12 protein-coding genes are annotated in these 13,777 nt (G+C 52.5%); 3 read left to right on the forward strand and 9 right to left on the reverse strand.

What is annotated here, in order from left to right:
• Window positions 1–17 precede the first annotated feature (17 nt).
• Window positions 18–2,861, forward strand: a complete 2,844-nt coding sequence (locus tag NST69_RS06255; protein WP_342548790.1) for a glycoside hydrolase family 3 C-terminal domain-containing protein — start codon at window positions 18–20, stop codon at window positions 2,859–2,861.
• 77 nt (window positions 2,862–2,938) lie between these two features.
• Here the strand turns inward: NST69_RS06255 and NST69_RS06260 are convergent, their stop codons facing one another.
• Window positions 2,939–3,328 carry a hypothetical protein gene (locus tag NST69_RS06260; protein WP_342548791.1) on the reverse strand — a complete coding sequence of 130 codons (390 nt, stop codon included), beginning with the start codon at window positions 3,326–3,328 and terminating at the stop codon, window positions 2,939–2,941.
• A 27-nt stretch (window positions 3,329–3,355) separates the two neighbouring features.
• Window positions 3,356–4,267, reverse strand: coding sequence for an AraC family transcriptional regulator (locus tag NST69_RS06265; protein ID WP_342548792.1), 912 nt, complete (start codon window positions 4,265–4,267; stop codon window positions 3,356–3,358).
• 182 nt (window positions 4,268–4,449) lie between these two features.
• Between NST69_RS06265 and NST69_RS06270 the strand changes: the two genes are divergently transcribed.
• Complete coding sequence (locus NST69_RS06270; RefSeq protein ID WP_342548793.1) at window positions 4,450–7,587, forward strand: alpha-mannosidase; 3,138 nt, start codon at window positions 4,450–4,452, stop codon at window positions 7,585–7,587.
• Window positions 7,588–7,603: 16 nt separating this feature from the next.
• Window positions 7,604–8,743, forward strand: coding sequence for a glycoside hydrolase family 88 protein (locus NST69_RS06275; protein ID WP_342548794.1), 1,140 nt, complete (start codon window positions 7,604–7,606; stop codon window positions 8,741–8,743).
• Window positions 8,744–9,224: 481 nt separating this feature from the next.
• On the opposite strand, the gene NST69_RS06280 is transcribed toward NST69_RS06275, so the two are convergent.
• The 7 genes from NST69_RS06280 to NST69_RS06310 form a co-directional block, all read right to left on the reverse strand.
• Window positions 9,225–9,599: a hypothetical protein gene (locus NST69_RS06280; RefSeq protein ID WP_342548795.1), complete on the reverse strand. Its 375-nt coding sequence runs from the start codon at window positions 9,597–9,599 to the stop codon at window positions 9,225–9,227.
• Window positions 9,580–10,509, reverse strand: a complete 930-nt coding sequence (locus NST69_RS06285; protein ID WP_342548796.1) for a phosphotransferase — start codon at window positions 10,507–10,509, stop codon at window positions 9,580–9,582. Before NST69_RS06285 ends, NST69_RS06280 begins: the two co-directional genes overlap by 20 nt.
• Before the next feature lie 75 nt (window positions 10,510–10,584).
• Window positions 10,585–11,037, reverse strand: coding sequence for a GNAT family N-acetyltransferase (locus NST69_RS06290; protein ID WP_342548797.1), 453 nt, complete (start codon window positions 11,035–11,037; stop codon window positions 10,585–10,587).
• Between the two features lie 91 nt (window positions 11,038–11,128).
• Window positions 11,129–11,584, reverse strand: coding sequence for a DinB family protein (locus NST69_RS06295; RefSeq protein ID WP_342548798.1), 456 nt, complete (start codon window positions 11,582–11,584; stop codon window positions 11,129–11,131).
• Window positions 11,585–11,643: 59 nt separating this feature from the next.
• A complete protein-coding gene (locus tag NST69_RS06300; protein WP_342548800.1) occupies window positions 11,644–12,222 on the reverse strand; it encodes a hypothetical protein in 579 nt (192 codons plus the stop codon).
• Window positions 12,223–12,226: 4 nt separating this feature from the next.
• Window positions 12,227–12,751, reverse strand: a complete 525-nt coding sequence (locus NST69_RS06305) for a GrpB family protein (RefSeq protein WP_342548801.1) — start codon at window positions 12,749–12,751, stop codon at window positions 12,227–12,229.
• Window positions 12,752–13,230: 479 nt separating this feature from the next.
• Window positions 13,231–13,662 carry a GNAT family N-acetyltransferase gene (locus tag NST69_RS06310; protein WP_342548802.1) on the reverse strand — a complete coding sequence of 144 codons (432 nt, stop codon included), beginning with the start codon at window positions 13,660–13,662 and terminating at the stop codon, window positions 13,231–13,233.
• Window positions 13,663–13,777 lie beyond the last annotated feature (115 nt).

The raw sequence follows: 13,777 nt of genomic DNA on the forward strand, positions 1-13,777 counted from the left end.
AACCGTTATCATGAAGAATGAAGGAGAGATTACATTTGGACGCTGCTGCATATCCCTTTAGACAAACGGAATTGCCATTAGATGAACGTGTTCAGGATCTGCTCTCCCGGCTGACGCTTGCGGAGAAGGTCAGTCTGATGCCGCAATATCAGGCTGCCATTGAACGGCTGGGTGTAGGCGGTTACAAGCATGGAACGGAGGGAGCGCACGGGATTTCATGGCTGGGCAAAGCCACCTCTTACCCGCAGCCAAGCGGCCTCGCCTGTACCTGGAACCCGGCGCTGCTGCAGAGAATCGGCTCGGCGATCGGGGATGAGGCCAGAGCCTTTTACCGCAAGAATCCCACTATTAACGGCTTGACTCTCTGGGCACCGACTGTGGATATGGAACGGGACCCGCGCTGGGGGAGAACAGAGGAGGCCTACGGGGAAGACCCTGAGCTGACAGGCCGGCTGAGTACAGCGCTCGTCCAGGGAATTCAGGGGGATCATCCGGTGTATCTGAAAGCGGTAGCGACCCTGAAGCATTTCCTCGGGAACAATAATGAGATCGACCGGGGCGTGGCTTCGTCCAGCATTGACCCGCGCAATATGCGCGAATATTATCTGGAAGCGTTCAAGCCTGCCTTCAAGGAAGGCGGCGCACAATCCATGATGACCGCCTACAATTCGGTGAACGGCGTGCCGGTTATCCTCCATCCGGCGGTGATGGAGATTGTGAAGGGCGAATGGGAGATGGACGGCTTCATTGTCAGCGATGCCGGAGACCTGTTCGGGATTGTGAAGGACCATAAGTATTATGATTCCTTCGCAGAGTCCATGGCGGAATCCATTAAGAATGGCATTGACAGTGTAACCGAAGAGACAGAGGAGACCATTAAGGTTATTCACGAGGCGCTCCGTGAAGGACTGCTGACCGAGACGGATCTGGACCGCGCGCTGGCGAACACCTTCCGCGTCCGCTTCCGGCTCGGTGAGTTCGATCCGGAGGAAGGTAATCCGTATACGAAGATAGACGACTCGGCCATTCTCAGCAAAGCGCATGGCGAGCTGTCACTCGAAGCTGCGAAGGAATCCATAGTGCTGCTGAAGAACGCCGATAACGCTGCCCTTCCGCTGAATCCAGCCTCGTTGTCCAAGGTCGCTGTGATCGGCACGCTGGGGGACGAAGCGTTCAGAGACTGGTATTCCGGTACGCTGCCATATGCGGTGACCCCTTTGCAGGGAATCATCAAGAAGCTGGCAGGTAAGCAGGTCACCTTCGAGAGCGGAGATGACCGGATCATTCTGACCTCCGCTGCCAGCGGACAAGCAGTGGGCATCACGGGCGAGGACGGACGGCTCGCAGTGCTGCATGATCAGCCGGAGCGGGGAGAGCTGTTCCGCCATACGGCGTGGGGCTGGACCGCTCATACCCTTGAATCTGCCAGCAGGGGACAATATGTTACCCTGACAGATGCCGGTACACTGACCGCTTCCGCTGATGAAATCTATGGCTGGTATGTGAAGGAATCGCTGAATCTGGTCCCGGAGGGGGAAGGCACCGTCAGCTTGCGGACCTGGAACAATCAGCCGCTCGTTATCAGTGCTGAAGACGGAACCATTCGCGCTGCTGAAGAAGAAACGTCTGCCGAAGCAGCCCAATTCCATAAGAAAGTTGTCGTGAACGGCGTAGAAGCAGCGGCCGAAGCGGCCCGGGCCGCTGAGGTTGCCGTTGTATTCGTCGGTAACCATCCGCTCTTGAACGGTAAGGAGGAGATTGACCGGCCGGATATCGTACTGCCCGCAGAGCAGGAGAATCTGGTCAAGGCCGTTTATGCCGCCAACCCGAACACCGTCGTGGTGATCGTCGGCAGCTATCCGATTTCCTCCACCTGGATCGACGAGCATATTCCGGCCGTGCTGTACACCTCGCACAGCGGACAGGAGCTGGGCCATGCGGTAGCCGATGTCCTGTTCGGCGATTACAGCCCGTCCGGCAAGCTGAATATGACCTGGTACCGCAGCGTCAGCCAGCTGCCTGAATTCATGGACTACGATATTATCCGGGGCAAGAGAACCTACATGTACTTCGACGGTGAGCCGCTCTATCCGTTCGGTCACGGTCTGAGCTATGCGCAGGTGAATTATAACAAGCTATCACTGGCAGCGGAGGAAGTACAGCAGGATGGTATTATCAGTCTGAACGTAGAGCTTGAGAACAGCGGGAGTGTAGACGGTGACGAGGTAGTTCAGCTGTATGTCCAGTGCATGTCTAGCCGGATCAGGCGTCCGCTTAAGCAATTGAAGAGGTTTGACAAAATCCGGCTGGCTGCCGGACAGAAGCAGACGGTCACATTCACCTTACCGGCCGCTGAACTTTCCTTCTGGGACGTCAGCCGCGAACAGTACTGTGTGGAGGATGGGGAATACATGCTGATGGCAGGCCGTTCCTCGGGAGATATCCGGCTGTCAGCCACAATCAGGTTGCATGGCGAGACCGTTCCGCCGCGTGATCTGTATACGCCGGTTAAGGCTGAGAATTACGATGATTTCGAAGCGGTTTTCCTTGATGAATGCAAGGCTGGCGGCGCTGCGGTGCATCCGGTGAAGGAAGGGGCATGGATCGCCTTCCATAATGTAAGGTTTGCAGAGGGTGCAGCGGGCGTCGAGATGCTTGTATCCTCCGTTCAGGGAGGCGTAGTTGAAGTCCGGACCGGCAGTCCGTCCGGCAAGCTGGCGGCTACACTTACAGTTCCGTCCGGCGGCGTTCAGCAGTGGCACAGCGAGTCCGCTATAGCGGATGTGGATGCCGGAGCCACAGATGTATACCTTGTCTTAAGGGGTGAGGTTCTGCTCAGCCGCGTGCAGTTTACGGTGTAGCAAGAAGCTAACAGAGCAGCGTTTCTCCTGTAACGGGAGAAGCGCTGCTCTGCTGTGTATCCGGTCCCCGGATAAGTCTAGCTTAATTGATCCGTCACATCTGACCAGGTGGAATAAGCAGGCAGCTTCTGCAAGCCCCAATAATCCAGCAGCATACGGATCACGCTGTCCCTGTCAGTCATCTCCCGGGAGAAATGCCTGAAGGATCCGTCTGGATAGCCGAGGCGCAATTCAACGACGATGCTGCGGGGAGTATGGCGGACAGGGGCGGCCTGCATATACAGACTTCCCTCTACCGGCTTACTGGGATCAATGACGATGAAATCATCCGGATCTTCGGCGAAGCCGTTAACGATATCGGTGATAAGCGAGGCTTCAATCACGTAGTTTGCATAGGTTTCATATTGGGTGCTGATTGTATACGTGACACCGCTGCTGTTATCTTTGCTGGAGTTTAGCGTTTCCATGTTCCAATTTCCTCCTCGATATTTATTTCAGTACGAACTCAAGGACGAAGCCCCGCCAGATAACCCCTGCGCCTTGCGGAACGCGGAGGGAGACATGCCGCTCTGCTTATTGAAGATACGGTTGAACTGGGAGAAGCTGTTGAAGCCGCATTGTCCGGCGATGTCGGAGATCTTGTGCCGGGTATGGAGCAGGAGCTGCTGTGCTTTGCGGACGCGGGTCATCTGGATGTACTCGGTCAAGGTGAAGCCGGTGACGGTTCTGAACTGGTGCGATAAATAATAAGGGCTGATATAGAATTCCTTGGAGATGGAGTCCAGGGACAGCTCGCTGCCGTAATGGCTGTGAATGTGGGCGGTGATTGAATAGATTTTTTGCATCATGGCATTGCCGATCTCTTCCAGCACGTACGCATTCTTGTCATTCTGCTGGGACAGACTGCACAGAAACTGCTGGAAAAGACTGTGAATCAGCACCGGATTCAGCGGTGAAGCGCTGCGGGAACAGTTGAAAATACCATTGAGCGGCTCGAACACGGCACTGCGCGGGCCTCCGGTGAACCGGTAGATCGGAACCTCCTCGGAGAACGGCTGCAGCATTGTATTGTAAGCGATCTCAAATCCGGGTATATTCCTGGGCAGGTTGAAGTTGATAATCAGCCGCTTATGCGGCGGGCCTGCGGGATACTGGGTCATATGCAGCCGGTACGGGGCAAGCAGAACAATGTCATATTGCTGCAGGGCATGTACATTACCTTCAATAATATGAGTAGCGCTGGAATCCAGCAGAATATGAATCTCATAAAAGTCATGATCGTGCTGAAACTCCATATTGATGTCGTGAGAGCGCTGATCGTAGTCAAAATAGTAAAAGAGCGGATCAGCCGGAGTATTGATACGTATGCTATATCCTTGGTCATATAACAGGTCGCTGTCAAGCATAGCCTCTCTCCTCACCGTTGCCGTTTACTATAGAAGTCCAAGCCGTTTCCACCTGTATATTATAGGCTCAAAAAAGCAAAATATGCAATGAATCGGTCGGAATACAGCAAGAGTTGGGTAGTTTTTGGAGTGAAAGGTTTGCTATAGTGACCATATGAAAGCGGATACAGGGAGTGATAGAGATGTTATTCACAGAAGAAAAGCTGATCAAACGCCAGGCCGAAGTGGAAAAGTATAGATATCTTAAGGTTCAGGAGCTTACTGAGTTCGCGTTCGCTGAGGATGAGGAAGGGGCTAACGGTGTGTACCCGGAGTCGGTGTCCTTTGATGGCATCATCAGGCTTCAGGAGCATTGGCGCGGGCGGGACCGTTATATCTGGCTGCGCACAGAGATCGTGCTGCCGCCTAGTCAGGCAGGCTTCAAAATTGCCGGCAGATTTGATTTTGGCAAAACAGGGGACTTCAATAACTCCGGCTTCGAATCGCTGCTGTTCGTGAACGGATCGCCTTATCAGGGCGTAGATAATAACCATAGAGAGGTAATTTTCGGCGATGAATGGGGCGGACAGACGATAGAGCTGGCCTTCCGGCTATGGTCGGGGCTTGAGGGCGGCGGGCTGCCCAGAATTCAGGAGCACCGGCTCAGCGAAGCGTTCATCGGCTATTTGGACGAGGGCATTGATGATCTGTTCTATATGTCGAAGGCGGCGCTCGACACCTTCCGTTACCTTGGTAGAGACCAGCCGGAGAAGCAGTGGCTGCTTAGAGCGCTGAATGAGGCCTTCCGTCTGATCGACTGGTCGGAGCCGGGTTCACCGGAGCATACCTCTTCGCTGTATCAGGCAGGCGCAATTCTGAATCAGGCGATAGAGGCGATGCCGCAGACTTTTGACGTAACGCTTACGGCTGTCGGTCATACCCATATTGATGTTGCCTGGCTGTGGAGGCTGAAGCATACCCGTGAAAAGACAGCCCGTTCCTTCTCCACCGTACTGCGGCTGATGGAGGAGTTCCCTGAGTACCAGTTCCTTCAGACACAGCCTCAACTGTACGCTTATCTGGAGCAGGATTATCCGGAGCTGTTCGGGCGGATCACCGAGAAAGTGAAGGAAGGACGCTGGGAAGCAGAGGGAGCCATGTGGCTGGAGTCGGATTGTAATATCCCGTCCGGTGAGTCGCTGGTCCGCCAGATTATGCTGGGCAAACGCTATCTCCGTGAACAATTCGGCGTAGAGAGCAAGTACCTGTGGCTGCCGGATGTCTTCGGGTACAGCTGGGCGCTGCCGCAGATTCTGCGCAAATCGGGTATCGACACGTTCATGACGACCAAAATCAGCTGGAACCAGTTCAACCGGATGCCGCATGACACCTTCTGGTGGCGGGGGATGGACGGCTCAGAGGTGCTGACACATTTCATCACGACCTCCGAGAAGGATGGAGCTGAATACACCTATAACGGACGGATGACGGCAGGGCTGCTGCGCGGAATCTGGAATTCCTATCAGGATAAGGAGATCAACGATCACCTGATGTTTGCATACGGCTGGGGTGACGGAGGCGGCGGGCCGACGCGGGAGATGCTGGAGCTTCGCCGGCGCTTCGACAAGCTTCCGGGCATTCCGAAGATTGAGATGGGCAGTGCCGGGGAGTATTTCACCGGACTGCATGAACGGATCGGGAAGACGGAGGCGTTCGTACACACCTGGAACGGTGAGCTGTATTTCGAATGCCACCGGGGCACGTACACCTCGCAAGCCCGCAACAAGAAATATAACCGCCGCCTGGAGCTGCTGCTGCGCGATGCCGAGTGGCTGCATACGCTGATGGGTGTAAGACAGGGGAATCTTGAAACCGCTTATCCTGCGGCTGAACTGACCGGGATCTGGGAGATTCTGCTGCGCAACCAGTTCCATGACATCATTCCCGGTTCGTCGATCGCTGAGGTCTATGAGGACAGTGATGCTGAATATGCAGAAGGCGAAGCCCGCTCACTAGCTCTGATTAACGGAGTGGCCCAAGAAGAAGAGGCTGACAGCAGGTTCACTCTGATGAACAGCTCGAACTGGAACCGTCCGCGTTATGCGCTGCTTGCTGTAGGTGCCGCAGATTCTGCACAGGTTCATGACGCTGACGGGAACCGGCTATGGCAGCAGCGGACGGCAGATGGGGAAGTATTGGTCTATGTTCCGTCTGTACCTGCACTGGGCACGGCGGTGCTGAAGGTAGTACACGGACAAGCAGGCGAAGCCACCCAGGAGGCACAGATTCCGCCGCTTGCAGCCGTATCCGGCAACACGCTGAGCACACCGCTTGTGGAAGTGGTGTGGAATGAGCAGGGGCACTTCACTTCAATAATCGACCGGAAGAGCGGCCGTGAGCTGCTGGCGCCAGGACAGCGCGGGAATGTACTTCAGGTGTTCGAGGATAAGCCGCTGGATTTTGAAGCGTGGGATATCGATATTTTCTACCAGGAAAAGATGACCGAGATCTCGCAGCTGACCGGATATGAGCTGACCGAGAACGGCCCGCTGCGGGCGGTGCTGCGCATGACCTGGACTTATCACCGCACAGCGGTTACCCAGGATATCATCTTCTACCGGGATACCGCGCGGATTGACTTCCGCACAGAGATGGACTGGCACGGGCATAACCAGCTGCTGAAGGTGGCTTTCCCGGTGGATATTCATGCGCTGGAGGCTACTTATGACATTCAGTTCGGTAACGTGAAGCGTCCTACACACTGGAATACGAGCTGGGATTACGCCCGCTTCGAAACGGTGGGCCATCAGTGGGCGGATATCAGCGAGAAGGGCTATGGGATAGCGCTGCTCAACGACTGCAAATACGGCTATGACATCAAGGACAGCGTGCTAAGGTTGACGCTGCTGAAATCGGCGGTTCATCCCGATCCGCAGCAGGATCAGGGGCATCATGAATTTACGTATGCCCTGTACCCGCATACCGGTGATTTCGTCGAAGGCAGGGTGGTCCAGGAGGCGTGGGAGCTGAATAATCCGCTTCGCAGTGTGGCAGGTGAGCTGGAAGGGCCCCCGCTGCTCTATATTGATGGCGCACATGTGACAGTGGATGCTATCAAACGTTCGGAGGACGGCAAGTATGTGGTGCTGCGGCTGCATGAGTACGCCGGTTCCCGGACACAGATTACTGTAGATAGCGCCTATTCTATGGCTTCCTGGCAGGAATGCAATCTGATGGAGGAGCCGCTGGGAGACTGGCAGGAAGCAGAGGAGCTGAGCTTCCAGGTGAAGCCGTATGAGATCAGGACGTTCAGAATCAAGCTGCGCGGGGCGCAGAGCTGAGAGGAGAGAGGCTAGGATGGGAGCAGGAGAGAAGCAAGTGGTGCCGGTTAGCTGTGTGAGCAAGGAAGAGGTTATGCAGAAGCTGGACCTGGTCACGAATAAGCTGCTGAAGCTGGGCCGGCCGGATAATGAAGCGGAATTGCAGAACCTGGGGGAAGACGCGGGACGCCGGGGGTATTTTGCCAGGGACTTCGGGATGGAAGAGTGGGATTGGCCGCAGGGAGTGGGGCTGTATGGCCTACAAAAGCTTGACCGGCATTTCGGGGACGGCCGTTATGCGGCATACACCAAGCCATGGATGGCCCGGCAGCTTACGAAGGGACTACCCAGCCGGAATATTAATACGACTGCCCCGCTGCTCTCGCTGATGGAGCTGGAAGAGGCCGGAGAGCTGAGTCTCGAATGGATAGAATGGCTAATGCACGGCCTGCCCCGGACGCTGGAGCAAGGCTATCAGCATGTGACTACGGGGACTCAGAAGCATGAGGTCTCGCTCCATGAGAACGAGATCTGGATTGATACGCTGTTCATGGCGATTCTGTTCACTGCCAAAATGGGTGTGAAGTACGACAACCCGCAGTGGCGCGAGACCTCGCTGCATCAGCTGCTGCTGCATATTAAATATCTGTATGATGTGAGAACCGGCTTCTTCTTCCATGGCTGGCATTTTGCAGAGCGCCACAACTTCAGCGAAGCCTTCTGGTGCCGCGGCAACGGCTGGTTCGCCCTCGGTCTGCCGGAATATCTGGAGCTGATGCGGCCCTATCTGGCAGACGGAGTCTTCAGCTATCTCCAGCAGACCTTACAGGCCCAGGCGGAAGCCTTGCTCGCTTGTCAGAGCGGGGACGGATTATGGCATACCCTGCTGGATGATCCCGGCAGCTATACCGAGACTTCGGGTTCGGCTGCGATTGCCGCAGGTATCCTGAACGGTGTGCGCCGGGGACTGCTCCCGGAGGCCTATAGCGAACCGGCTCTGCGGGCAATCCGCGCCATCCTGGACAGAATTGACGGCGAAGGCACAGTGCTCGGCGTGTCCGGCGGTACTCCCATCGGCGCAGCCAAGGAGGACTACAAAGGGATCATCATTGCCCCGATGGCCTATGGCCAGGCGATGGCGCTGGTCGCGCTGGGCGAAGCGCTGCATTACTGCTGAGGCGGAAACTCTGCTTAGGCGAGAAGAGTCGGAACAGGAAGTGGGCAGGTGACAGAAGCCAGCGGATCAGACAAGCGGCGGCCAAGGACGAATCGTCCTCGGCTGCCTCTTTTTTTTGCATAGGAAACTATCGTTTCCTCCTGCAGTGGATAAGGTGTGTGTAAATTTGTGGATAAGAGTTCTTAGAGTGATTCGTAGGGTAACTGTGTTGCTGAAGGTATGCGAAAAACCGAATGCAATCGGCTGGTACAGCAGCGCCGCATAGCCCGAATGTATGTGGAAAACAGCATACGTTGTGCTCACATACCGGCGCATGGCCCGAATGTATGTGGAAAACAGCATACATTGTGCTCACATGCAGGCGTATGTCCTGAATGTATGCGAAAAACAGCATACATTGTGTTCGCAAGCAGGCATATGGCCCGAATGTATGCGAAAAACAGCATACATTGTGCAGGTACAGAGAATAGGTCTGATTTCATCAAGTATCCAAACCGTGGTCCTCATCAATGCACCAGCCGAATTCGTCGGCAATGGCCATCGCCAGACCGGTTATGGCATGTTCGAGCTGCTCATCCATCATCGCCGGCAGAATGACCTCGACCAGATTCACCTCTTCAATCCCTTCCATGGTGTAGTAAGCAAAACTGCCATCCGAATTTGTGGAGATTCCCTTTACCCCGATATGCGCTCCATGGATCGCCTTGGAGAAAGATAGAGGAGCGATTTTTTCAAACCTCATCGTACTAATAAAAAACCGCTCCAGTACCTCCGTCCTTACGGTCTTGGCGTAGTCCACAGAATGAATACTGATATAGTCATACACTTCACTAACCTCACGTATGCATATACTCAATCTTGCTTCTGTACAGATTCAGAATTCGCACCTGCTCCTCGCTGAGCTCCTCGAAGTTCCAATACATATGCATCAGGTTGTACTCAAACAGCTCTTTCAGTCTCAGGAACAGCGGCAGCTGTCTGGACATCTCGGCGGAGAGGGGATGCTCTTCCTTATATCCGTCCGTGATTGCTTTGGTAATCGCGCGTTTATAATCTATGAGGTTTTGCCCGCCCGCGAACGAGAATTCTAGTGCAGAATAGATGGGCACCGCCAGATCATAGACGTAATAATGCCGCTCGCAATCCTGCCAGTCAATCATCGTCAGCGCAGAGTCACTGTCCACAAGCGTATTGTTCAACCACAGGTCGCCGTGGATGATGCCGTAGTTCGCCTCATCTTTGGGCAGCATGCGGACCTGCTTGAGCACATCCTTCGCAATATCCCGTATGGCCTGCTCTTCTGCAGGAATAGACTTGAGAAAATCATATTCATCGTTATCATACCAATGCGGAATCGGCTGGGCAGCTTCAGACTGCTGATATTCTTTGCTCACCTGATGCATTCTGCCCATCTGTTGTCCGAGGGTTCTGAATATGGTTTTATCCCATTTGGCCCGGGGCAGATGAATTCCGGCTGCCGCCTGGAACAAGACTACGCACTTCTCTTCTTCATTCATCAGCAGGGTGCTGACAAGCGAATCCTGTATTGTAGGTATAACCTCAGGCACCCGTACGCCCCGATTGAACAGATATGTAGTCCAGTTCACTTCAGCTAATTGTTCTTCATAGGTCTTATAATTCGTGATTCGGGCGAAGAATGTCCCCTTATCCGAGTGACAACGGTACATTTCGTTGGTGACCGCCTCCACACTGGAGAGTTGAACCGGATAGGTGGTATTAAGGAATTGCAATATCTGTGTTTCCATAAGATGCGCTAACCTCCCGCAGTAATTTCTGCACTGCATTAACATTGGTGAAGCTGTTCCGTATCTGAGAATGACTTACAGATCTTGAGACAGGCGGATCATATCCACCACCTGCATGCCGTTCTCATAGATTTCTTCACTATAATGTCTGATGAAAAAATCCCTGTCTATCCCGGTGATCCGGAAGCCGCATTTCTGATACAACGCAAGCTGGCCGATACTAGAGTTGCCTGTGCCGATCTCCAGCGTTTTGAAGCCGAGCCGCCTGGCCTCCTGGATTGCGTGATTCACCAGTTGCTTCCCGATTCCCTGCCCCTGGAACTCCTCATTCACTGCAATATTGACCAGCTCGGCGGTCTCCGGTCTTGTAGGCAGTAACACATAGACTCCGACCACTTGTTGATCCGCCTCAGCAACGAAGCATTGCCCTCTTGCCACATAATCTTCAACAAGCTTCGGGGAAGGGTCCGCCAATAAAAGCAATTCGGTTGGGGGCGGTTCACCCGTATGTAATGCTCTGATCTCCATTTTTGGTATTCGCTCCTTGTTCATTAACAAGTCAGATGTAACCAGTCCACGATATGAAAGCTACCCGTGGCATTACATTCGTGAAGCCCTGTTACAGTCGCGCGAAGGTGATGTAATCAACGGGGGCAGGCTCTGCCGATTCCATCCGAAGGGCCCGGTTGATCTGTCCCCGGTGATATTGCCCATGTAACAGCACCTGCAGCAGGATGTCCCCGATGGAGGTCTGGAACGAACGTCCATTCTGGCTGTTGTAGCTGATCATCTGATCCAGCGCAGATTCTTCCAGCTTGCCGGTATAGCTGCGGTATTCCTTAGCGTTAGCTTCGAACATTCGCCGAATCTCCGGCAGGTTTTCTGCTTCCTCCCATAACCAATATTGTACGTTGCCCTTTCCCTGCAAGCGCGACAGCCAGACCTGCTCCGCCACCGCCACATGCCGCACCAGCTTCAGAAGCTCCGCGTCCTTCGTGTGACTCGCTTCAAGTGCATCCAAAATTCGTCCATCCGCCCAGTACAGGTGGTCCATCATGCGCAGGATTGTCTTCATTGGAGTTCCTCCTTAGAGTTTTTTAGCTTATTTCCACTCATTCAGCCTATACAGAAAAGCTATTTAGGTAAGCTCCATGAATGAATTAGGGTCCCGTTCTTTTCCAATTGGCTGTACCGTATGGCATTCCTGTTCTTGAGTTCATGAAACAACTGATAATAGTCCCGTTCCAAAGCTTCCCAATCGCTATAATGTCCATTCCCCGCCGATTCTCCGCTTGGACAGCTGACATTGGTCTCATTGTATAGGATGCCATGGGAAGTTTGCCATTCAGGCAGGATGTCCTTCCATTCTCCATATACATGCCCCCGCCACTGCTCCCCTAAAGCCGACCGTAACAGATTCTTATTCACAGGATCAACTCCCCTGAACATCTCCAGTCCGGCAGGACCAAGATCCATGAAGAGGTTCCCGCAATTGGAGCACTGGTAAGCGGATTTGAACAGTCTAGTGATTAAGGATCTAATCCTCATAGCAGCTTCTTCCTTATCCCGCGGCGTCGGACCCGATTTCTCAATAGCATCGTCAATCTCATTCATAAGATCATCCTGATCCTGGTCCGCAAGGAAGTATCCTTTATAGGGCAAATAATCCGTATTGTCGTGGATTCGGTGTCCGCATTCACATCTGAAATTCATCGGCTCACCTCGCATCAGAACGCAGGCTTGCGTACCAGGAAAGCGCCCGTTGTTCCATAGTACTCACAAATGATTTTTTGGCCCGGCCGTACTGGTTGGTATCCTCGAAGCGATCCGCTAATTCTTGTTTGAACTGACTGTATCTTGCCGCTTCCGACGGATGGGCTCTTAAATAATCTCTGAACACGAGATGCCGTTCAATCTGAGGGTTGTCTGCCTGATAACAATGAATATGATGCGTCCTTGCCTCTCCGCCTTTGCGGAATAGCCTTCTGCCGGGAATTCCCCATTCTCCACCTGCATCATATCCGAGCAGTGTCATTTTATCGTTGTACGAGTCGATTTTGCCTATGTCTTTTACAATACACATCATATCAATGACGGGTTTAGCTTTTAAACCGGGCACTGAGGTGCTGCCAAAATGCTCAAAACGTACGATTTCATCCGCAAATATTGTAGTTAAAAACGAAGCTTCCTCTTGGTAACGGTTAACCCAGTCCGGATTATAATCGCTTAGTCTAACTTTCATGAAAAACCCTCCTACGATACAGTTACTACAGGATCACCCTCTGAATTGATTGGAACAACGGTTTCGCTAGGCTGTAATGCTACATTTCGAGACACAGCACCCTTATGAAAATACTCCCGCGTTATCCTACTCATCGAGTATAGTGGCTAGAGTGACCGCCAGGATTATTGGAATTAACATTGCAATTGTGCTGATTATTATAGCGATTAAGGATTTCTTTCTATCAGCCTTCATTTGTTGCAAACTTAAAGCTATACTAATGATTCCAAAGACAACACCAATCAGCGACGAGATGAACATGCCTCCAGTTAAGGCAATGAAACTAAGAATAAGTGCTATATTCCTATTAGCTTTCATAAGTAATCTATCCTTCTCTTAGATGCTTCCGGAAACACCTTTAATTTCCAATCTGCTTTTCCCAATTGAATAGACGTATGCTTGCCTAGGGGGGGGCGGTAGTCTAAGCGCTGGCTAACGAATTAACTGTTTTGAGAGAGTTCTTTTTTCAAATAATAATGAGTATGGCTGCCGGCATTATGTATCGTTCCGAACACTTCAAACCCTTGCTTTAAGTAAAAGTCCAATGCCTGAAAGCTTAGGGTATCTAATTTGATAAAATCACATTTTTTTTCTTTAGCCATTTTTTCGGCTTCGAGCAGCAGTTTCTTTCCATATCCGAATTTCCTGTAGTCCTCGTCAACGTATAGATACTGTACCTCTAACCAGTTCCAGCATATTTCACCAGTTAGTCCGCCGTATACATTTCCATCGCTATCCTTCAAAAGAAGGTTGACGGCTTGATATCTGCCCTTCAATTCGTCAGGGAAATGCTTGAGATTGAATTCAATCAATTTGTTTGTAACATAAGATGTATCGTTTGTGCCGGGCACCTTCACTATTTGTAATTGCATTTGGAACACTCCTTCTAGCAAGAGTTATGATAGCTTAAGTGTATCATTGAGTACCCGTTATTTAGCTGTAAAGAACATTTAAAATTAAGCAATACTGTCCCTGTAACTAATCTAA

The organism is Paenibacillus sp. FSL P2-0089 (assembly GCF_038595095.1).
In the GTDB taxonomy this organism is placed as follows: domain Bacteria; phylum Bacillota; class Bacilli; order Paenibacillales; family Paenibacillaceae; genus Paenibacillus_AQ; species Paenibacillus_AQ silagei.